Annotated in this window: 16 protein-coding genes; 8 read left to right on the top strand and 8 right to left on the bottom strand. The window is 70.9% G+C overall.

Going from position 1 to position 21697, the window contains the following annotated elements:
- Positions 1-9: 9 nt before the first annotated feature.
- The 4 genes from HNR40_RS18125 to HNR40_RS18140 all read right to left on the bottom strand — a co-directional run bounded on the left by HNR40_RS18125 (position 10) and on the right by HNR40_RS18140 (position 4213).
- Entirely contained in the window at positions 10-819 is an 810-nt protein-coding gene (locus tag HNR40_RS18125; RefSeq protein WP_184962648.1) for an MlaE family ABC transporter permease, read from the bottom strand.
- Complete coding sequence (locus HNR40_RS18130) at positions 819-1589, bottom strand: MlaE family ABC transporter permease (protein ID WP_184962650.1); 771 nt, start codon at positions 1587-1589, stop codon at positions 819-821. Before HNR40_RS18130 ends, HNR40_RS18125 begins: the two co-directional genes overlap by 1 nt.
- Positions 1590-1592: 3 nt before the next feature.
- The gene (locus HNR40_RS18135; RefSeq protein ID WP_184962652.1) at positions 1593-2558 is read right to left on the bottom strand and encodes an ABC transporter ATP-binding protein; all 966 of its coding nucleotides are present in this window, start codon (positions 2556-2558) and stop codon (positions 1593-1595) included.
- Between the two features lie 260 nt (positions 2559-2818).
- A complete protein-coding gene (locus HNR40_RS18140; protein ID WP_184962654.1) occupies positions 2819-4213 on the bottom strand; it encodes a hypothetical protein in 1395 nt (464 codons plus the stop codon).
- Positions 4214-4472: 259 nt separating this feature from the next.
- Here HNR40_RS18140 and HNR40_RS18145 point away from each other — a divergent pair, with 259 nt between their 5' ends.
- From HNR40_RS18145 to HNR40_RS18175, 7 genes are all read left to right on the top strand, one after another.
- Positions 4473-5228, top strand: coding sequence for a hypothetical protein (locus HNR40_RS18145; RefSeq protein WP_184962655.1), 756 nt, complete (start codon positions 4473-4475; stop codon positions 5226-5228).
- A 26-nt stretch (positions 5229-5254) separates the two neighbouring features.
- The gene (locus HNR40_RS18150) at positions 5255-6013 is read left to right on the top strand and encodes a hypothetical protein (RefSeq protein ID WP_184962657.1); all 759 of its coding nucleotides are present in this window, start codon (positions 5255-5257) and stop codon (positions 6011-6013) included.
- A gap of 104 nt (positions 6014-6117) precedes the next feature.
- The gene (locus HNR40_RS18155) at positions 6118-7302 is read left to right on the top strand and encodes a PucR family transcriptional regulator (RefSeq protein WP_184962660.1); all 1185 of its coding nucleotides are present in this window, start codon (positions 6118-6120) and stop codon (positions 7300-7302) included.
- Between the two features lie 125 nt (positions 7303-7427).
- A complete protein-coding gene (locus HNR40_RS18160) occupies positions 7428-8627 on the top strand; it encodes a hypothetical protein (RefSeq protein ID WP_184962662.1) in 1200 nt (399 codons plus the stop codon).
- A 332-nt stretch (positions 8628-8959) separates the two neighbouring features.
- Complete coding sequence (locus HNR40_RS54670) at positions 8960-10222, top strand: hypothetical protein (protein WP_246509171.1); 1263 nt, start codon at positions 8960-8962, stop codon at positions 10220-10222.
- Positions 10223-10496: 274 nt separating this feature from the next.
- Positions 10497-13538 carry a coiled-coil domain-containing protein gene (locus tag HNR40_RS18170; protein WP_184963028.1) on the top strand — a complete coding sequence of 1014 codons (3042 nt, stop codon included), beginning with the start codon at positions 10497-10499 and terminating at the stop codon, positions 13536-13538.
- A gap of 66 nt (positions 13539-13604) precedes the next feature.
- On the top strand, positions 13605-14900 hold the full coding sequence (locus tag HNR40_RS18175; RefSeq protein ID WP_184962664.1) for a threonine/serine exporter family protein: 1296 nt from the start codon (positions 13605-13607) through the stop codon (positions 14898-14900).
- 368 nt (positions 14901-15268) lie between these two features.
- Here HNR40_RS18175 and HNR40_RS18180 read toward each other — a convergent pair whose 3' ends face one another.
- Positions 15269-16675 (bottom strand): citrate synthase, encoded by a 1407-nt coding sequence (locus tag HNR40_RS18180; RefSeq protein WP_184962666.1) that lies wholly within the window; start codon positions 16673-16675, stop codon positions 15269-15271.
- Positions 16676-16746: 71 nt separating this feature from the next.
- On the opposite strand from HNR40_RS18180, the gene HNR40_RS18185 reads away from it, so the two are divergent.
- Complete coding sequence (locus HNR40_RS18185; RefSeq protein WP_184962668.1) at positions 16747-17967, top strand: LeuA family protein; 1221 nt, start codon at positions 16747-16749, stop codon at positions 17965-17967.
- Positions 17968-17970: 3 nt separating this feature from the next.
- Here the strand turns inward: HNR40_RS18185 and HNR40_RS18190 are convergent, their stop codons facing one another.
- The 3 genes from HNR40_RS18190 to HNR40_RS18200 all read right to left on the bottom strand — a co-directional run bounded on the left by HNR40_RS18190 (position 17971) and on the right by HNR40_RS18200 (position 21675).
- Complete coding sequence (locus HNR40_RS18190; RefSeq protein ID WP_184962670.1) at positions 17971-19293, bottom strand: NAD(P)/FAD-dependent oxidoreductase; 1323 nt, start codon at positions 19291-19293, stop codon at positions 17971-17973.
- Positions 19294-19382: 89 nt separating this feature from the next.
- Positions 19383-20240, bottom strand: a complete 858-nt coding sequence (gene surE / locus HNR40_RS18195; protein ID WP_184962672.1) for a 5'/3'-nucleotidase SurE — start codon at positions 20238-20240, stop codon at positions 19383-19385.
- A 163-nt stretch (positions 20241-20403) separates the two neighbouring features.
- The gene (locus HNR40_RS18200; RefSeq protein WP_312896405.1) at positions 20404-21675 is read right to left on the bottom strand and encodes an MFS transporter; all 1272 of its coding nucleotides are present in this window, start codon (positions 21673-21675) and stop codon (positions 20404-20406) included.
- Positions 21676-21697: the final 22 nt, after the last annotated feature.

Genomic DNA, 21697 nt, shown 5'->3' on the forward strand with positions numbered 1-21697 from the left:
CCGCGCTCCTCATCCGGTGATCTTCACGGTCGTGGTGGCGCCCCAGATGGCCAGGCTGAGGAAGAAGTCGGTGACGCTGATCAGCACGATCGAGGCCCGTACGGCCCGGCCGACCGCCACGCCCACCCCGGCGGGCCCGCCGGCGGCGCGGTAGCCGTAATAGCAATGGGCCAGGATCACCATGACGCTGAAGATCAGCACCTTGAGGAAGGAGAGCAGGACGTCCGTCGGCGACAGGAAGACGCCGAAGTAGTGGTCGTAGGTGCCTTCCGACTGCTGGTTGACCCAGATGGTGACCATGCGCGAGGACAGGTAGGAGCTGATCAGGCCGATGCCGTACAGGGGGATGATCGCGGCGGTCCCGGCCACGATCCGGGTGGAGACCAGGTACGGCAGGCTCGGGATGCCCATGCCCTCCAGGGCGTCGACCTCCTCGTTGATGCGCATGGCGCCGAGCTGCGCGGTGAAGCCGGCGCCGATCGTGGCCGACAGGGCCAGGCCGGAGACGATGGGCGCGATCTCGCGGGTGTTGAAGTAGGCGGAGACGAAGCCGGTGAAGGAGGCGGTGCCGATCTGGTCGAGGGCGGCGTACCCCTGCAGACCGACGACGACGCCGGTGAACAGGGTCATGGCGACCATCACCCCGATGGTGCCGCCGATGACGGCCAGGCCGCCGCTGCCGAAGGCGACCTCGGCCAGCAGGCGCAGGATCTCCCTGAAGTAACGGGTGAGCGCGGACGGGATCCAGAGCAGCGCCCTGATGTAGACGCCGAGCTGGTCGCCGAGGTCGTCGAGCCAGGTGAGGACTCGGGTGTGCATCAGCCCACCTTCGAGGGGACGACCTGCAGGTAGATCGCCGTGAGCACGAGGTTCACGAAGAACAGCAGCAGGAAGGTGATGACGACGGACTGGTTGACCGCGTCGCCGACGCCTTTGGGCCCGCCGGCCGGGTTGAGCCCCCGGTAGGCGGCCACGACGCCGGCGATGAAGCCGAAGAGCAGCGCCTTGAACTCGCTGATGTACAGGTCGGGCAGCTGGGCCAGGGCGGAGAAGCTGGCCAGGTAGGCGCCGGGCGTGCCGCCCTGCATGACGACGTTGAAGTAGTAGCCGCCCGCGACGCCGACGACCGAGACGAGGCCGTTGAGCAGCACCGCGACGCCCATGGCCGCCAGCACCCTGGGCACCACCAGCCGCTGGATCGGGTTGACGCTCATGACCTCCATGGCGGCCATCTCGTCGCGGATCGTGCGGGCGCCGAGGTCGGCGCAGATGGCCGAGCCGGCCGCCCCGGACACCAGCAGCGCCACGATCATCGGGCTGATCTGCTGGAGCATGCCGAGCACGCTGGCCGCGCCGGTGAACGACTGGGCGCCGATCTGCTGGGCCAGCGAGCCGACCTGCAGGGAGATGACCGCGCCGATCGGGATCGACACCAGCGCGGCGGGCAGGATCGTGACGCTGGTGATGAACCAGAACTGCTGGATGAACTCCGCGAACTGGAACGGCCGCCGGAACATCAGCCCCAGCACGGACCCGCCCAGGGCGAACATCCGGCCCGTCTGGCGTAAGCCGCCGGTGATCGAGGCCATCGTCTACTCCTTCACACCGGGCAGGTGCCGCGAGACGATCGCGTCCCTGGCGGCGGGGGCGAGTTCGGGCAGCATGCGCATGACCCGGTCCATGCGCCGCCAGACGGCCTGGCGCGGGGGCAGCCCCGGCGTGGGTGCGAGCTGCTCGGGGATCGTCTTCCTGCTGCTGTACGGCACAACGCTCTCCATCGCCCGCAGGGCGGCGTCCTTCTCCTCCGACATGCCGATGGGCCCGCGGATGTCCCCTTTGAGAAACTGCCGGACGACCTCGTCGTCGCTGGTCAGCAGGACCTCGCGGGGGCCGAAGGTGACCAGTTCGCGGCGGTAGAGCATGCCCAGGTTGTCCGGCACGGTCGAGGCGATGTCGATGTTGTGGGTGACGATCAGCATCGTGGTGTCGAACTGGGCGTTCAGGTCGATGAGCACCTGCGACAGGAACGCGGTGCGGACCGGGTCGAGGCCGGAGTCGGGCTCGTCGCACAGGATGATCTCGGGCTCCATCACCAGGGCCCTGGCCAGGCCGGCGCGCTTGCGCATGCCGCCGGAGATCTCGCCGGGCAGCTTCTTCCCGTCGCCCGCCAGGCCGACCATCTCCATGCTGTCCAGCACGATCGCGCGGATCTGCGCCTCGCTCTTCCTGGTGTGCTCGCGCAGTGGGAAGGCGATGTTGTCGTAGAGGTTCATGGAGCCGAACAGGGCGCCGTCCTGGAACATCAGGCCGAAGAGCTTGCGGGTCTCGTAGACCTGGCGGTCCGGGGAGTTGATCATGTCGACGCCGTTGACCACGACCTTCCCCCTTTCCGGCTTGATCAGGCCGATCAGGGATTTGAGAAACACCGTTTTGCCGGTGCCAGAAGGACCGAGCATCACGCTGATTTCCCCGGCCGGGAGAATCAGCGAGACGTCTTCCCAAATGGTCTGCGCGCCGAAGGACTTGGACAGTCCCTGGACCACCACTTCGATTCCCATTACCTCGCCTGACAGGTCGCGGCATTGCGTGCGGGCAAGCTACTCATCGCGACGATTGGGAGGCAAGTGACTAAAGACACGATTCCGCATCGGTCGGGTCGTCTATCAACGCCTGATTGTTTTGGATTCGCCTTTTGTCATCAGGTGCGGGTTTTCCTGGCGAGCCTGATCCGCGTTTTGCCGCACCGCGCGCACGCCTGCGTCACCACCAGGCCGATCCGTTCGATCTCGACCCAGTGGCCATGGAGGTGCATGGGGGTTCAGCCCTTCCGCGAGCCCGCCTTCTTACCGTTGATGGTTACCTCGGGCGGGCACTGGGCGGAAGGGGCGCCGGCCGTTCCGCACAGGGCGCCCTGGTTGACCTGGATCTCGTTGGCCTTGCCGGAGACCGAGGCGGTCAGCAGGCGGCTGATGTCCTCGCCGACGCCGCAGCCGGCGAACGGCGGGATCTCCACCAGCCCGCGCAGCACGCCGCCGACCAGGAGATTGTCCTGGTAGGGCGGGTCGTACATCTCGCCGCCGCGGAGTTTGAGGTCGATCGGCCTGGCCGTCCTGCACTTCGGGCCGACGTCGATGGGCTGGCCGTTCACGCTGGCCTTGAGCACGCGCATCGTGACGCGCGCGTTGACCGCCACCGCCAGGTCGTCGGAGCCGTCGGAGGTGGAGGAGTCGATGAGGTGCACGTTGGCCGCGCCCACCTGGGTGAGCTCGACCGTCGTGGTGGTCGGCACGAAGCCGAAGGTGAGGAAGGTGCCGGTGGCGCGGACCGGCTGGTTCTCGCCGACGTAGTCCTGACGCTGCCACGGCACCGTGCCCGGCGGCGGATCCCTCGGCACGACCCAGCGGAAGCCGCTGAGGCTCTTCACCGCCGACAGCGACTCGACCGAGACGCCCGCGTCGAGCTTCTTGATGTTGGAGAAGCCCTTGAGCTTGGCGCAGCCCATGGCGGGCGGGATGGGTCCCGGCACCGCGGTCGGCGGCACCTCGGGGACCTCGAAGTCGGGGTTGAGCGCGGTGGCGGCCGGGTTCGGCGGGCAGTCCTCGCCCGTCTTCGGGCCGCGGAAGACCACCTTGGCCTGCACGGTCTCGGTCTCCGGCGTGCAGGTCGCGGTCTTGGCGCCGCCGACGGGCGGGGTCAGCACCATGGTCAGCGTCGAGGCGGTGAACGTCGCGGTCCCGGGCACCGCCGTCCTGAACGCGTCGCCGCGCTGGCCGGCGGTCCAGGTGGCGGCGGTCAGCCGTACCTCGCCGGAGGCGGCGACCGGGCTCTTGGCCGGGCTGCGCACCTGCCGCCAGGCGAGCACGCGCGGCTCCGGGCTCTCGCCCTCGTCGGCCTTGAAGGCGGCTCCGACCTTGGGGGTGATGGTGGCGCTCAGCGAGTCGACCGGCTGGTCGGAGAGGTCGGCGAGGATCGAGCGGGGCATGACGATCTTCATGCTGAGGCGTCCGGGGCGCACGTCCACGCCCACGGCCTCGGGGCTCTTCATCGTGACCGTCAGGCGGATCCTGATGCGATGGTTCGTCGTCGAGGCGCCGATCTTGCACCCGTACACGGTGTCCGAGACGGGGCCCTGCGTCCCGGTGGCGGCGCTTCCCCCGGACCCGAACATGGTCGCGAGGATTCCGGCGGCGATCCACGGCGCGGCTGAGCGCATGGCAGTCCCTTCAGCGTTGTCCGCGGCACGGTAGGGCACAAGGCATTCGCTTTTCAAGCCTTTGTCATCGGCTGACAAACGCGCCGGGCGGCTTTGTCAACGGATGAGCAGGCGCCGCTTGGCAGCCGGTGACTAATTCAGCGCGCATTGTTTGTCACTGGCTGAGCAATACATATTTCAGCGATTCGAATTGTTGACGCCAGAACTCTCTTCTGTTTCTGTGACGTTCGTCACCACTCACCTTTCATGGAGGCACACGATGAAATCCGTCGCACGGGTGTCCGCGCCATTAGCCGCCGCGGCCGTCGCGCTGATACTGCTGCCCGGCACCGCGGTGGCCGCCGAGTCCACCCCCGTCATCCGCGCCGGCACGGCCACCGCGGCCGCGTACTCAGGGAAGATCCAGGCCCTGAGCTTCGGCGAGGTGTACTTCTCCGGCAACGCCCCCTTCATCGGCCTCGTGGACACCACGTGCCAGTACGCCCAGCTGCGCGGCGGCGTCAACTCCAACGGCACCGGCGGCTACGTCAACTACGTCCAGATCGACAACAACGGCTCCGGCGGCGCCTGCCCGAACAACCAGGGCGGCACCACCACCATCACCACCGTGAACACCAACGGCTCCGGCACCATCTACTACGACGACGATCACGCCAACAACCGCGACACCTTCCTCAAGCTGCCCGGCAACCAGCCCGGCGTGAAGATCAAGGCCGTGATCGAGATGCCGGCCGTCACCACCGAGCCGCAGACCTGCTACTACGGCCTCACCGCCGACACGCCCACCCTGGAGATCGACCTCTACAACCCGGACAACCCCAACCGCCCCGACCCGACGCTGGCCCAGGCCCAGGGCAGCGCGCAGGGGCAGCAGTTCTACCTGATGCCGACCGAGACCAACGACGTGTACTGCCCCGAGGCCGCGGCGGCCTTCGCCAACGTGGTGGTCAAGGGCGAGTCCGTGCCCAACTCCGGCACCTACAACCAGAAGCTGTACGCGACCAAGGCCCCGTGACCGCATCCACCTGAAAAGGGAATCCAGTGAAGCGAGCCAAAGCCGCCCTGGCCGCACTGCTCATGCTGGCGACACCCGCCGCGATGGCCAGCCCCGCCCAGGCGGAGGACATCCCCGCTTTCGACTTCGCCGACTGCCCCGACCTGCCCGATCGTGCCGATCCTCGGTTCTGGACGTGCAACGTGATCATCGTCAACGGCGGGAAGTTCGTGCTCGGCAAGTTCGACCAGGTGATCAACAAGCAGATGAAGATCACCTATGCCACGGGCCTCGACCCCGACACCCGTAAGCAGGTCACCGTCTTCGGCCGGCTGCGCGCCGAGCGCATGACGGTCAGGAAGGGCATCTTCGGGGACCCCATCCTGACCGCCGTCTACGCCGAACCCCAGTACGCGGGCTCGTTCGACGTCGTGCCCGGCCCGATATGGAAGATGGCGCTGAAGGTCCGCATCATCAACCCGGTCCTCGGCCACAACTGCCGGCTCGGCTCCGACAGGAACCCCCTCCGGCTGAACCTCATCCTCGGCACGACCAACCCGCCGCCGCCCAACACGCCCATCTCCGGCGTGAAGCCGGTGCTGGTGTCCACGAACCCGCCGATCCAGAAGGCCACGATCGTGGACAACGCCTTCGCGGTGCCCGGCGCGGAGAGCTGCGGGCTGGGCCTGGGCCTGCTGAACGCGGTGGTGAACTCCCAGGCTGGAACCCCTGCCGCCGCCGGTCGCAACACCGCGATCTTCCAGCAGTACGGATCCTTCAAGAAGTACACCGACATCGTGCCCTGAAAGGTTCGATGATCAAGGAAGTGCCTGGTCTCTTGTCGGAGGCCGGGCTCTTCCCTATGTTCGTTGTGTCACATGTCACAAGGCGTGCGAGGGAGGTGTGACTGTTGACGCAAACCGTTGAACAGGGTGACTTACCCGGCCCCATCCCGCCGCACTTCGCCGAGATCATGTGGCCAGAGGTGCCCAGCATCGTGGACGAGGTCCTCCTGGCGATCGGCGAATCCATACCCGAGTTCGCCCACCGCACCACCGGCAAGCACGGCCAGCTGCTGAGACGCGGCGTCGACTGCATCCTGACCTCGTTCATCCGGCGGGTCGCCGACCCCAGCGCCTCCTTCGAGGCCCGCGACGCCGTCTGCCGCCAGCTCGGCCGCTTCGAAGCCCGCGAGGGCCGCAGCCTCGACAGCCTCCAGGCCGCCTACCGGCTCGGCCTGCGCCTGGTCTGGCGGCGCAGCGTCGAGGTCGGCAACCGGCACGGCATCGACCCCTCACTCGTGGCCACGATGGGCGACTCGATCATCGCCTTCATCGGCGACCTCGCCGAACAGTCCGTACGCGGCCACCAGGAAGAGCTGGCCAGGGCCAGCAAGGACCTGCGTGAGCGCCGGGCCAGGCTGCTGCGCCACATACTCGACGGCGGCGGGGCCGTACCCGAGCGGGCCGCGCGCGCCGCCTGGACGCCCGCCGAGCAGGTCACGCTGGTCGCGCTACGGGCCGGCGCCGCCGACCCCGGCGGCCCGCTCGAACCCGGCGTCCTGGCCGACTGGGCCAGCGCCGAGCCCTGCCTGCTGTATCCGGGTGAGATCGCCGGCGAGCGGCTGCGGCGGCTGGAATCCCTGCTGAGCGGCATGTCCGCCGTCATCTCCGTCACCGTGCCACTGTCCGCCGCGCCCTCGGCCATGAGGTGGGCGCGGCGCGTCTTCTCCCTGGCCGACGAGGGGATCATCGCGGGCGCGCCGCTGCTGCGCTGCGAGGACCACCTCGTCACGCTGTGGCTGCTGGCCGACCACGAGCTCACCGAGCAGATCGCGCGCCGCGAGTTCGCCGCGCTCGGCTCGTTCACGACCGGGCGGCGCGAGCGGCTGCTGGAGACGCTCGGGGTATGGCTGGCCACCCGCGGCACCGCGGCCGACATCGGCGAGCAGCTCAAGGTCCATCCGCAGACGGTGCGCTACCGGATGCGGCAGCTGGAGAGCGCCCTCGGCGACGCCCTGACCGAGCCGGACCGGCGCTTCGCCATCGACCTGGTCCTGCGGGCGCGCGCCGCGAAAGGCTCGTTCGGCATCTGACGGGGCTGTTTTGGTCTCCCGCTCGTGGTGCCTTTGGTGTCTCGCGGGTGGTGCCTTTGGTGTCTTCGGTACGGCGCGCCGCGTCCGGTGCCAGAGTGTCGGTGCGAAGCCGTACCTTAGTTCGCGTGCCTGAGCAGCCCCTGACCCTCGACGCCGCGCTCTCCGAGGAGGCGGTGCTGTCGACCTACCGCCGGATGTTCGCCGCGCTGGCCCGCGACAGCGGGGCCGTGGTCGACGACCCCGCCCTGGTCGACATCGCCGAGACGCTGTTCGGCGCGTTCGCCGAGGCGGGCGAGGAGTGGCTGACGCACGAGCAGATGCGCCACGTGTGCCGCGCCTATCCGGCCGACCAGTTCGACAACCGGCTGCGGGTGCTCAAGGGGCTGGGCGCCGTCCGCGAGGTCTTCCCCAAACCCCATCAGCTGCGCTACCGGGCCTCGTTCACCAGCGTGGTCGGGCTGATGTTCATCCGCCGCATGATGGACGACGGCGGCCAGTCCGAGATGCACCGCCTGCTCGCCCTCGAAGACCTCAACGTCGCCGACCCCCGCACCACCATGGAGGAGGCCAGGCAGAGCGCCGCCAACCTCGCGCGCGCCTTCCGCCTGTGGGCCCTGGAGCTGATCACCCTCACCACCGGCACCATCGAGGAGCTGCGCGAGCAGGCGCCCAAGCTCTGGGGCACCGAGGAGATCGCCCGCCGCGCGCAGAGCCTGCACGGCACCATCCTGACCCGCTGGCCCGATCTCGACCGCACCTGCACCGACCTGCGCGCCGCCATCTACTCCTACAGCGACGCCAGCCGCCGCGCCGCCGGGCGCCTGGCCGACTCCGCCGGCACCACCCGCAACCTGACGCTGCTGCCCACCGAGACGTGGCGCACGTTCTCCCAGACCGCCTCGCGCGAACGCCTGGCCGCCGTGCTCGACGGGTTCGTGTTCGACGCGCCCGCCCCGTGGCACGATCCGGCCGCGATCGCCCGCGCCGTCGACGAGGCCCCGCGCCCGGTGCCCGCCCAGCCCACTCCCCCACGCTCCGACCTGCCCGACCCCGGCCCCGCCGACTCCCTCGACGGCCCGGCCGACGCCGTCGTCCAACGGCTGACGGAGGTCGCCGAGTCCCTCCTGGCCGGCGCCGCCCGCATCCGCCTGTCCGACGCGGTCGGCGCCGACTGGTCCTCGGTACGCCGCCTGCTGGCCGACCTCACCAGCATCGACCTGCGCCCCGAGCTGCCCTACCGGCTGACCTGGTCCGACGAGCTCTCGGTCGACCCGGATCGCGAACCCGCCTGGCTCTCGCACGGCTTCCTGGAGCGCACCTCATGACACCCACAGACCCCACCCCCGAAGCAGCCCGCCCGGACGCCACGCCCACAGCAGTTCCAGGGCACACGGACGCCACGCCGCCGATAGCGGACGCCGCGCCGCCGATGGCGGAAGGGGACGCGGACGCCGCGCCTCCGGCGGGGGCAGGGAACGCCAGCACCGCATCTCCGGCGGTCGAAGGGAGCGCGAGCACCTCGCCCCCGGTGGAAGGGAGCGCGAGCACCTCGCCTCCGGTGGAAGGGAGCGCGAGCGCCGTGCCTCCGGCGGTGGAAGGGAGCGCGAGCGCCTCGCAGCCGATGGTGGCAAGGCAGGCCGGCACGGTGCCGCCGGCGATGGCAGAGGCAGAGCGCACGAGCGCCGCGCCTCAGGCGGTGACAAGGCTCGGCAGGGAGGTGCCTGCGGCGGTGGCGCATGTGTGGGCACGTTCGGGGGGGCCGCTGCGGCTCGGGGCCGGGGCTCCGGCGCCGGTGGGCATGGTGCGGCTGACGCACAACGACACCACCGGGCTCGCGGTGCCCGTCTGGCCGGACGGGGTGACGCCGTCCCTGCTGGAGGAGCATCAGGTGGCGCCGATGCCGGTCGAGCGGGCCGGTGAGGCGCGCCGCGTGCTGGCGGCCTGCCTGAAGTGCTGCTGGACCGACCTGGCCGCCGACCCGTGGCCGGGGGTCGCGGTCCCGGCCGAGCAGGTGCTCGACACCTACCGGGCGCTGATCGGGCGTTCCGACGACCTGATGCGCAACTGGGCCGTCGGCGCGCTGCGCCGCCTGCACGACTCCTCGTGGATCGTCCTGTCCGACGGCGTGGTACGTCTGGGACCCCGCTGCGCCCTCTGGCCGGTCGAGTCGTTCGCCCAGCTCAAGGAGCTCGTCCGCAGGCTGCCCGAGCCGGAGCGCGACGAGCTGACCGTGGTCGCCGACGAGGACCTGGTGACCGGGACACCCGCCGCCGAACCGGGCGGGCTGGTCGAGGGCGGGGAGGCCGAGTTCGACGACCTGCTGTCCAGCTATGACGAACGGCGGAGGGCCGAGCTGGTCGGCGCCTACATGGTGCTGGAGCACGCGGCTGAGCCGGTCCAGGAGGCGAGGTTCGCCGCGTTGCGCGACCCGGCCATGCGGCACACGCTGGGCGAGATGCTGGGACGGCGCGGCCGTACCCTCATCCAGCAGCACGAACGCTGGACCTCCGGCTACGACGACGCGACGGCGGCCGAGGCGGCGCGGGGCGAGGGCGGGCTGGGCGAGAGCGAGCGGGCGGTGCTGACGCTGGTGCTGGTGCACTCGGTGGCGATCCCGCGTGCGGAGGGGGCGCTGCCGGAGGACACGTGGCTGTCGCCGTTCCCCACACCGGTGGACGAACTACGCCGCCACACCCAGCTCCCGATCGGCGAGCTGGAGTCGGCGCTGCGCGCGCTGCGGCACGCCGGGCTGCTGGGGCAGGTGAAGGCCGGTGAGGAGGCGGGCGGGTACGTCCCAGGACCCCAGTTCCACCGGCTCACCCCGGCGGCCAGGCGGCGGCTGCAGGAAGAGCTGATCCTGGCGGCCGGACCACACACGCCCCTGGCGGGAGCCGTACGAGCGAGAAGGTCCGCATCGTGACGGGCATCCGCGTCATGACGGCGACAGCGCATCGCCACACAAGCGGACCTCGCCACCCGGGCAGAAGCCGCAACGCGAGCGGGCGCCGCCCCACAGGCGGACACCACCACGCTGACGCGCGTTGCCACCCGGGCAGACACCGCCAGGCGAGCGGGCGGCACCACACGGGCGGACACCACCACGCTGACGCGCGTTGCCACCCGGGTGGACACCGCCAGGCGGGTTGGGGTGTGGGTGGGTTTTGGGCTTGTTGGATGAATCTCGGGGGTTGAGGGTGTCGCAGGTGGAGAACGTCGTCGGGGACCGGGTCCTGATCGCTGTGCAGGCGGTCAACATCTCGCGGCTTTCGACGCACCCCGTGCCGACCGTGCCGGGGACGTTGATCGTGGTGGCGGGGGCCGGGCCGAAGGACTCCAACGGGGCGGGCAAGTCATCGTTCATCGCCTCGATCACGGCGTTGCTGGGTGATGAGCAGTGGCGGTTCGCTTCGGGGGCCAAGGCGGTGTCGGAGCTGCTGTTCAATGCCGAGCTGGCCAGTGGAGCCGGTGGCAAGCAGTGGGCCAGCGCCGACCATGGCTACATCGTGGGTGTCTTCGGTCCGCCTGGCGCCGATGCCGATCTGGGCGCGCTCGACCCTGTCACGCCTGTCGCCGATGAGGAGGACGGGTCCGGCGAGCTGATCTCGGCGGAGGTGGAGACCGGGGAACTGTTCCAGGTTCCGACCGGAGGTGCGGTGACCGTGTGGCTGCGGGTCAACCAGGAGGCGCCGCACCTGGAGATCCGCTGGCGGGAAGGGGTGCACCTGGCGGCGGCCGCGTCCGAGGCGGAGCGGGTGGCCAGGGCCGACGACATGTGGAACTCGCTGCCGAAGTCGGCCGGACGCCGCGACGTGGTGGCCCGCGACCTCACCAAGGTCCTCTACGGCGACCGGGTGCGCTGCGTGTCGTTCCTGTCGACGTCGGTGCGGAGCAAGGTGGCCACGAACCTGCTGTCGCAGCCGCTCAACGAGATCACCCCCGAGCGCGTCTTCGAGGCGATCGCCGCCCTCACCGGCCTGGACACCGAGCTGGAGCAGGAGCGCGAGGCGCGGCGCGACGAGCACGCCAAGCGGGTGCGCGCGGCCCAGGCGGGCGAACGGCTGGCCGAGTTCGAGGCCGAGTCGAAGGCGTTGCTGACGACGTTCGACCGCAGGGACCAGGCCAGGGTACGGCTGGCCGAGGCGCTGCGCTGCTGGCGGGGCCGCCAGGCCAGGAAGCTGGCCGACGCCGCGGCCAAGGACGAACTGCTGGCGGCGGAGTCGGCCAGGCACCAGGAGGCGGCGGAGAAGGCAGCCGGGGCGATCGCCATGGTCAAGGCGGAGATCGCCACGCTCAAGGACGACACGCTCGACAGGAAGGTCGGCGAGGCGCGCAAGGAGCTGGCCGCGCTGCAGGCCAGGGCGGCCAAGCTCGACGCCGACCGGGCGGTGGCCGCCAACTCGGCCGACGAGCTGCGCGGGCAGATCCCGGCGCTGGAGGAGACCCGGCGCTTCGCCGACGGCCGGGACGTTCCGGCCGCCGAGCGGGAGGTGGGCGAGGCCAGGCTGCGGCTGAACGAGGCGCTGAAGGGCCTGGGCGTCGCCGACCGCGAGGTGGCCTCCGCCCAGGCGGCGCTGGACGACGCCGAGGGCGGCCCGGCCGCGGCCCAGCTCAACGCCCTGTCGGCGGCCGGTCTCGACGCCACCGGCCTGCTCGACGCCCTGGACGTCGCCGAACAGGCGCGTGACCACGCCCCCGGCTCGGGGTCGGATGGGCTGGTGCCGGCCGGGTTGCGCGGGTGGCCGAACGAGCACGCGGTGATCGTGGACGCCGATCGGCTGGAGGCCGCGGCGGCCGCGCTGGCCGAATTGCCCGGGTCGGTGCTGGTCTCCTCGGCCGGGGTGAGCGTGGTCGGGGCCTTCGACGGGGTCGCCACCGGGCGCGAGGCGCGGATCAAGGCCGCCGAGCACCGGCTCAATCGGGCCAAGGACACGCAGGAGTCGGCGACGCAGGCCGTACACGATGCCGAGGGTGCGGTGGCGCAGGCGCAGCGGCGGCTCGAAGGCGCCAAGGCGGCGGTGCGGCTGGCCGAGATCGAGGCGCGGCTGGCCGAACGGCGGGCCAAGCTGGCCGAGCTCACGGCGGCGGTCGAGGAGATCACCCCGAAGGTGGCCGAGACCGAGCGGCTGGCCGGATCGCTCGACTTCCGCGCGCGCACCCGCGACATGGAGATCGAGCGGATGGAAGGGCGCAGGCAGCGGCACGAAGGCGAGCGCAACCAGGCGAAGGAGCAGGACCGGCGGGTGGCCGCCGACCGCGAGTCGCTGAAGCTCGACGCGCTGGCCGCCGACTGGGGCGGCACCAGTGACGGCGCCCGCGACTGGATCGAGGCGCTGCCGGAGGAGGAGCGTCCGCGCGGCGCCGACGAGTGGTGGCGGATGGCCGAACGCCACTTCGACCAGGCGCAGCGCGACACGTTCCCGGAGGAGGACGCCGAGGTCCCGGAGGAGCTGGCCTTCCTGCTGGCCGAGCGGGCGGGCAGCACGGCGCGCGAGCAGGCGACGTTCGCGGCGGTCTGCGGCGCGCTGGCCTCCTACCTGCGCGGGCAGGAGGAGTACGAAAAGCACCAGCGCCGCCAGATCGAGGCGCAGGTCGACTCCCGCCAGCGTGACCTGGCCGCGGCCGACAAGGGCGCGGAGGAGGCGGCGCAGTCGACGGCCGTGCACCGGGCGGCGCTGACGGCGGCGATCAAGGCGCGGCTGACGCGGGTGGCGGAGGAGTTCGACAAGCTCGACACCGGCTACGGCGGTTACGGGGCGACGCTGGAGTTCCCGGTGCCGCCGCCGCCCGCCGACCCGGAGCAGCGCTGGCAGTGGCGGGTCACGCCGAAGTGGCGGCGGGGCGACGGGCAGGGGTTCGTCCCGTACAACCGGCGGGCCAACACCGCGCTCATGGACGAGAAGGCCGTCAAGCTGGTGTGCGCGGCGGCGATCGCCTCATCCGGGGGCGGGCACCTGTGCCTGGTGCTCGACGAGCTCGGCCGTAACCTGGGCAAGGAGCACCGGCGCGAGGCGGTGGCGCTGTTCCGGCGGATCGGCGAGACGTATGGGATCACGGTGATCGGCGCGCTTCAGGATGACATGGAGCCTTATGCGATCGACGCGTGTGGCCAGTACATCAAGCTGCGGCGGTCGTCGGACGCCATGCCGTACAACGAACCGCCGGTGATCATCGGGCACGACCAGCACGCGGAACGTGTGCGCGCGCTGGCCTCCTACGTGGAGCGGCCCGCCTCATAAAGATCCGGCGGCCCCACGGTGTGGCGGCGGGGCGGTGGCGTGGCGGGCGGCTAGCGTCCGAGTCCGATGACGTACACCGCCTCCGATGCCGACGGGCATCGGGCCATGGCCCTGGCGCTCCGCGTCGGCGAGCTGCTGCTGGGCAGCGGCGAGGCGACCGAGAACGTCGGCGGCGCCATGCGCAGGATCCTCGAGTCCTACGGCCTGCGCAACGTGGAGGCCGACGTCAACCTGTCGGCGATCACGTTGTCGCACGTGCCCGAGGACGGCCGCGCCGCCGCCACGGCCGAGCGCAGGGTACGCCGCCGCCAGCCCGACTACGACCGGCTCATCGCCGTCCACGGGCTGGTCGGCGAGATCACGTCGGAGGGGTTGTCGCTGGCCGAGACGGAGGGACGGCTGCGGGAGATCACCCGGCGGGTCAAGGTGTACCCGGAGTGGGCGGTGGTCTGCTCGCTCGCGCTCATCTCGGCGTCGGCGGCGGTGCTGATCGGCGGCGGGCCGATCGTCGCGGCGGCGGCGTTCGCGGCCACGATCCTCGGCGACCGGACCGGCGCGTGGCTGGGGCGGCGCGGGGTGGCGGAGTTCTTCCAGCTCGCGGTCGCGGCCAGCTTCGGCGCGCTCATCGCGGTGCTGCTGATCTGGGGCGAGGTGCCGGTGCAGTCGTCGGCGGTCGTCGTCGGCGCGGTGATCGCGCTGCTGCCGGGGCGCCCGCTGGTGGCGTGCGTGCAGGACGGCATCGCCGGCGAGTACGTCACGGCGACCGCCCGGCTCACCGAGGTCGTGTTCATCGTGGCGGCGGTGATCTCGGGCATCAGCTCGGTGCTCGCGTTCGCGCTGCAGCTCGGGGTGCCGATCAGCGTGGACAACGTCCCGGTGGCGCCGCTGTCGCTGGAAACGCCGCAGCTGCTGGGGGCGTTCGGGGTGAGCCTGACGTTCGCGGTCGCACTGCTCGTGCCGCCGAGGTACCTGGCGCAGGGGGCGTTGGGCGGGCTGCTGATCTGGGCGACGTTCGTGGTTCTGACGTGGCAGGGGCTGCCCGCGGTGGTGGCCACCACGGTGGCTGCGGCGGTGATCGGGCTGCTCGGGACGGCGTTCGCGCGGCGGGTGAAGGTGCCGTCGATGGTGTTCGTGATCCCGGCCATCGGGCCGTTGCTGCCGGGGTCGGTGCTGTACAAGGGGATGCTGGAGATGAGCCTGGGCGAATTGTCGCGGGGGACGCTGCACCTGATCGAGGCGCTGTCGATCGCGCTGGGGATCGGCGCGGGCGTCATCATGGGCGCCGAGATCCTCCGCGCCTTCCGCGGCCGCGACCTGGCCCGCCGCATCCGCCCCGCCTCCCGCCGCACCCGGGGATATTGAGGCTTTCATCGCTCTCATCTCATTCTGTGAGGTCCGCACGTTCTGCTCTCCGTGCGGACCAGCTCTCACCGCGCTCGCGACCACCGCCATCCGTTACGGCAAGCCGCCCCCACGCCTCCCGCCGCTGTCGGCGGGCGCCGATCGTCGGGCGCTTCTCACGTCGGACAACCCACTCACCGCCACGACGCCCCCTTGGCCAGACACCCGGCACAACCCCCCTTGGCCGGACACCTGCTACAACGCCCTCCTGGCCGGATACCTGGTGCGCGCCTTTTGGGCTAAACACCCCGATGTGCCGTGGGGCGGGTCGGTGTGCCGGTCTGGTTGACCGGTGCTCTCGTGTCGACCCGGGTGGTTGGCCGGGGTTGTTAGGTGGGGTGGGTTGGGGGGATTGGGGGTGGGCCGGTGTACGAGGCTCGGAGGCGGAGGAGGGTGCCCTTGCTGTACTCCTCCATCGCGTGGGCCAGCCACCCCGCCGTCCTAGCGATCGCGAACACCGCCTCCCCCGCCCCCGGGACCATGCCCGCCACCGCCGCCAACGTGGCCAGGGACATGTCGATGTTGTGTTCCGGGAGCCGTCGGCGGCGGGTCTCGGACAGGACGGCCCGGGCCGCGGCCACCCGGTCGTGGCCAGTGGCGGCGGATTCGACCAGGTCCAGGAGGGCCGCGCCTCTGGCGTCGCCGTTCTTGTACACGCTGTGCCCGAAGCCGGGGATGCGCTCGCCGCGCCGTATTCGCTCGCCGATCACGCGCGGCGCCAGGCCGGGGTCGGTGATCTCGGCCAGCATGCGCTCGGCCCCGTACGAGGCGCCGCCGTGGAGCGGGCCGCCCAGAACGCCCAGCCCGGTGAGGACCACCGCGTACGGGTCGGCCTTCGCGGACGCGGCGACCCGGGCGGCCAGGGTGGAGGCGGCCAGTTCATGGTCGGCGAGCAGGACCATGGCGGCGCGCAGGGCGTCCACGAGGGCAGGGGTGGGTTCTTGGGCGGTCAGCCGCGGCCACAACCGCTCGGCGACCGTCCCCGTCGCGTTCTCCGCCCCCACCAGGGGCAGCGCGTCCACCAGGCCGGAGATGAGGCGTCGTCCGGTGGCCGCCACGGAGACGGGGTCGAGCTGGTGCCGCAGGCTGTCCGAGGCGCCGAGCACGGTGACGATCACCTGCAACCGGTCCAACGGCAGAAGCTCCACCGGCAAGCCCCGCTGAGCAGCCATGGCCGCCCGCAACGCCCCCGCCTCCCCTACCCACCCGCCCGACTCCGCCGCCGCTTCACCCCGCACAACGACCCGCCCGACCGGCTCCACCTCCACACCTCGCGAAAGCGCCCTGCCACCCCGCTCCTCCTCACGCCGCGGAGGTGCCGCACCGCCCAGGAGCGACTCCTCGCGCCGCGAAAGCGCCCTGCCGTCCGGGTCCTCAGGGCGCGTCGCGTCCTGATCCGGGCGATCAGGACGACCGCCCCGTGAGGCGCCCTGGTCGGTCCATAGGAGTTCGGCTACCGACTCGAAGGTGTGTGTGCGGGCCAGGGTCAGCGCGTCGTGGCCTCGGTAGTACGGGCGGTCCAGGCCCAGGGCGGTGATGGCGGACTCGATCACCAGCTCCGGCGGCTGGCCACGGGGACGACCCCGGCGAGCCAGTTGTTCGATCTCGGCGGCGTCGAACATGCTGCGCCTGCCGTCATGACGCCGCTTCAGGACACCCCGGCTCACATACGCGTAGAGGGTCGCGGGCTTGACGCCGAGGCGGTCGGCCGCGGTGGCGGCGTCTATCCAGTCCATGGCCCAGCCCCCTAAATGTTGATGAAAATCAATATTGATCCATGTTGAGCAAGCGTGTCAACGTTGAGGGCATGCCAACGATTCATTTCCTCGACGTCACCAACCGGGACGGCGTGCAGACCGCGCGCACGGGCCTGTCGAAGTTCGGCAAGACCATGGTCAACTTCTACCTGGGCAAGCTCGGGGTGGCGCAGTCGGAGATCGGGTTTCCCTTTCTGTTCCACGAGGTGCCCTATGTGCGGGCGCAGGTGGCCCTGGCGCGGGCCGGGGCGTTCGGGGGGCTGCGGTTGTCGGGCTGGTGCCGGGGGGTGGCGCAGGACGTGGAGAAGGCGGCGCCGCTCGGGCTGACGCACTACAACCTGTCCATCTCCACCTCGGACTACATGATCCAGAACAAGTTCAAGGGCCGCCTCGACCGGGCGGCGATCATCCGCGAGATGACGGCGGCCGTGCGCGCGGCCAAGGACGCCGGGGCCGAGACCGTCGGGGTCAACGCCGAGGACGGCTCGCGCACCGACGACGGGTTCCTGCTGGAGTTCGCGCTGGCGGCCAAGGAGGCCGGGGCGGACCGGGTGAGGTACTGCGACACGATCGGCGGCGACACCCCCGGCCGGATCCGCGAGCGGTTCGCCCGTCTGGCCGGTGCCACCGGCATGCCGGTCGAGACCCACTGCCACAACGATCTCGGGATGGCCGTGGCCAACTCCGTCTCCGGCGCGCTCGGGGATCTGGAGGCGGGGCAGGACGCGTGGATCAACACGTGCGTGAACGGCATCGGCGAACGTTCGGGCAACGCGGACCTGCTCTCCACGATCCTGGCGTTCCGGCACGGGTTCGGACTGGAGAAGGCGGAGATCGGTGACGACCTCGATCTGTCGTGGGCCAGGAGGTTCGGGTTGTGGGCGGCCTATGCCTTCGGGCAGGCGCTGCCGTACAACCAGGTGGGGGTGGGGCGCAACGCGTTCGCGCACGAGAGCGGCATCCACGCGGACGGCGCGCTCAAGGATCACGGGAACTACGAACTCTACGACGAGGCGTCGCTCGGGCCCTTCCCCGCGGACTGGCACGCGCGGGACGGGCGGGTCGTGCTGACCGGCGAGTACGGCGGCAAGGCCGGGTTCCGGCACGTCATGGAGGGGCTCGGGGTCGAGGTGGCTGACGAGGATCTGGCGTTCCAGGTGGTGCAGCTCTGCAACGCGATGACGGGCAGGCCGCTCACCGACGACGAACTGCGCCTGATCGCGACCTACCCGCGTGAACTGTCCCTGTTGTTCCCCGGCTACACCGGCTAACGCTCACGCCGCCCGGTCCACCCGCGCCTGGGTGACGGCCAGGGCCTCGTGGAAGTCCTTCTCCGGGTGCTCAAGACCGCCCAGCTGAACGGCTTCGCGGCGGAAGAACATCGCGAGCGTCCAGTCGGTCAGCACCTTCGCCTTGTGGTTGAAGGTCGGCACCCACGCCAGGTGGTACGCCCGGTGCGCCACCCAGCCGAGGAACCCGGTGAGCCTGAGCCGGTAGACCTGGGCGACGCCCTGGTGGTGGCCGAGTCCGGCGACCGAGCCCAGGTAAGCGTGCTTGTAGGCCTTCAGCTTGCGGCCCCTGACGTAGGCGACGATGTTGCGGCCGAGGAGCTTGGCCTGCCGTACCGCGTGCTGGGCGTTGGGGGCGGTGAAGGCGCCCGGCTTGGTGAGGTCGGGCACGGCCGCGCCGTCGCCGGCCGCGAACGCGTCGGCCAGGCCCTCCACGGCGAGGTACTCCGTGGCGAGGATCCGGCCGGTCCGGTCGACGGGCAGGCCGCTGTTGGCGGCGAGGGGGTTCGGGCGGCCGCCGGCGGCCCAGACGATCGTGCCGGCGTCCAGGGCGGTGCCGTCGCTCATCGTGGCGACGCCGTTTTCCGCCGAGGTGAGCCGCGTGTCGAGGCGCACGTCGACGCCGCGTTCCCGCAGTGCCTTCGCCGTCCAGACGCCGAGGTCCTCGTGGATCTCGGGCAGGATGCGGCCAGTGGCCTCGACCAGCGTCCAGCTGAGCTCATCGCGCCGGATCTGCGGGTGGTAGCGCAGCGCGTCGTCGGCCAGCCCCTGCATCTCGGCCAGCGCCTCCACGCCCGCGAACCCGCCGCCGACCACCACGAACGTCAGCGCCCTGCGGCGCACGTCGCCGTCGTCGGTCGAGGCGGCGGCGGCAAGCTGGGCGAGCACGTGGTTGCGCAGGTGCACGGCCTCGCCGACCGTCTTGAAGCCGACGGCGTGCTCGGCCAGGCCCTTGATCGGCAGCCCTCTGGTGATCGAACCCGTGGCCATGACCACGATGTCGTAGGCGATCTCATAGGGGCGGCCCTGGACGGGCTGGAAGGTCGCGACACGCTCGTTGTGGTCGACGTTGGTGATCTTGCCGGTCAGCACCCTCATGCGGGGCAGCACCCGGTTGAGCGGCGCCACCACGTGCCTCGGCTCGATCTGGCCACCGGCCGCCTCGGCCAGGAACGGCTGGTAGGTCATGTAGCCGCGCGGGTCGACGATCGTCACCTCCGCGTCGCCGCTCCGCACCAGCTTGCGCAGCCCAAGAGCGGTGTACAAGCCGACGTATCCGCCGCCGACGATCAGGATCTGCTTCCTCATGGCTTCCACGTCCTTCTTGAGTGGTTCTTCACCCCCATAGACGGGACAGCCCTCGCCGTTGTGACACTTAATCTCAAGATCTTTCCCAGTTACGGCGTGAGGCCGTCGAGCCGGTCGGAAAGGCGCGAGGTGACCACGGGACCGGCCTCCCAGGAAGAGGTCAGTGGCGTGACGGTGACGGCGCCGCTCGACAGGAGCGTACGGTCTGCGTCCGGGACCGGGTCCGGGGCGGTGGCGGTCAGCGGCGCGAGCCGGTAGCAACGCGGGCACGCGTCCGTCGCCGGGAGGTAGTCGACCGTGATGGGCAGCATCCTGCCCAGGCGGGCCATCTTGACCTCGCCCGTCGGGACGGCCGGGTAGTTGACGTTCAGCGCGGTGTGCGCGGGCAGCAGGCGGCCGTTGCGGGCGGTGGCGGCCAGGCGGTTGACGAGCTTGACGCCGAACGCGACCGAACCGGCCGCGCTGGGGAAGGCCGAGCCCGCACGGGCGGTGCTCAGGGCGACGGAGGGGATGCCCACCTCCACAGCGGTGATCGCGGCGCCGACGGTGCCGGAGTGGTTGACGGCGGCCGCGACGTTCTCACCCTGGTTGGGACCGGAGACGACCAGGTCGGGCGGGTCGCCGGCGAAGACCGTCCGGATGCCGAAGGAGACGGCGTCGGCCGGGCTGCCGGCGATCGCCCACACGCCGGGCGACATCTCGGCCGCCTCCACCGTGGTGCCGAACCTGATGTTGATCGAGGTGCCGACGCCGCTGGAGTCACCGGCCGGGGCGACGATCGTGACCTCGTGGCCCGCTGCCACGAGGGCCTGGCGGAGCTGAAGCGTGAACGGAGCCTGGTAGCCGTCGTCGTTCGTGAGCAGGATGCGCAACGAGGAGGTCTGCGCCTGCGCGGGAGTGGCCAGGACGGCTAACAGGGCCGGTACGAGGAGGATGCGCCTGAACATGGGGGTCTCCGTTCATGGTCGTTCACCGGGGATTCACATGCTGAGTGAGTGCTCCGGATCGGGCCTTCTGAACTGCGAGCCTGCTATGCGGAACCAGGACGGGCACACCCCTAAACGGGCAGGGGTCACCGCGATTGTGCGCGCGGATTCCTGACTGGCGGGTTCACATCGGGTCGCCGGCGGTTTCCGGCAGCGCGGCCAGGCACAGGAGGCTCAGCACGGCCATCGCGCTGACGTAGCCGCCGACCGCCATCGTGCCGAACCCGCCGCCCCGCAGCGCGGTCGCGACCAGCGGAGGTACGGCCCCGCCCAGCACCCCACCGAGGCTGTAGGCGACCGAGGCCCCGCTGTAGCGGTACTCGGCATGGAACAACTCCGGCAGGTACGCCCCCATCGGCCCGAAGATGAGCCCCATGAGCCCGAGCGCCCCGGCCAGCGACACACCGATCAGCAGCACCGACCTGGTCTCCATCAGCGGGAACATCACCAGCCCCCACCCGATCGCGGCCACCACACCGGCCATGAGGACACGGCGGCGGCCCAGACGGTCGGAGACCAGGGCGGACACGGCGATGCCGGCGCCCATGACCACCACGCCGATCATGGTCAGGGCGAGCATCGTGGTCTTGGGGATGCCGAGGGTGGCGGTGCCGTACGCGAGACAGAAGGTCGTGGCGGTGTAGAACAGCGTGTACGTCACGGTCATCGCCCCGGCGCCGAGCAGCACCCGCCGCCACTGGTGGCGGATGAGTCCGGCGAACGGCACGCGGGCGATCCTGCGCTGGTCCATGGCCTGCCGGAAGACCGGCGTCTCGGCGATCCTGACCCGTACATACAGCCCGACGAGCACCAGCAGCAGGCTCGCCACGAACGGCAGCCGCCACCCCCAGCTCTCGAACTCCGCGTCCGTGAGCGTCGCGCCCAGGATGAGGAAGAGCCCGTTGGCGGCGATGAACCCGACCGCCGGCCCGAGCTGCGGGAACATCGCATACAGCCCGCGCCTGCCGGGCGGCGCGTGCTCGGTGGCCAGCAGCGCGGCCCCGCCCCACTCCCCGCCCAGCCCGATGCCCTGCGTGAACCTGAGCAGCACCAGCAGCACCGGCGCCGCCACCCCGATCGCCGCGTACCCGGGCAGCAGCCCGATCGCCACCGTGGACAACCCCATGAGCAGCAGCGAGACGACCAGCATCGACTTGCGCCCGATCCGGTCGCCCCAGTGCCCGAACACCGCCGAGCCCAGCGGCCGCGACAGGAACGCCACCGCGAACGTCGAGAACGCCGCCAGGTTGCCCGCCGTCTTGTCCAGCTCGGGGAAGAAGGCGGCGTTCAGCACCAGGGCGGCGGCGGTGCCGTAAATGTAGAAGTCATAGAACTCGATCGCCGTGCCGACGAGGCTGGCGACGGCGATCCTGGTTCTGCTGGGCGCATCCGTCACAACATCTCCCCCGATTCCTTGA

The organism is Nonomuraea endophytica, from assembly GCF_014203235.1.
GTDB lineage: Bacteria > Actinomycetota > Actinomycetes > Streptosporangiales > Streptosporangiaceae > Nonomuraea > Nonomuraea endophytica.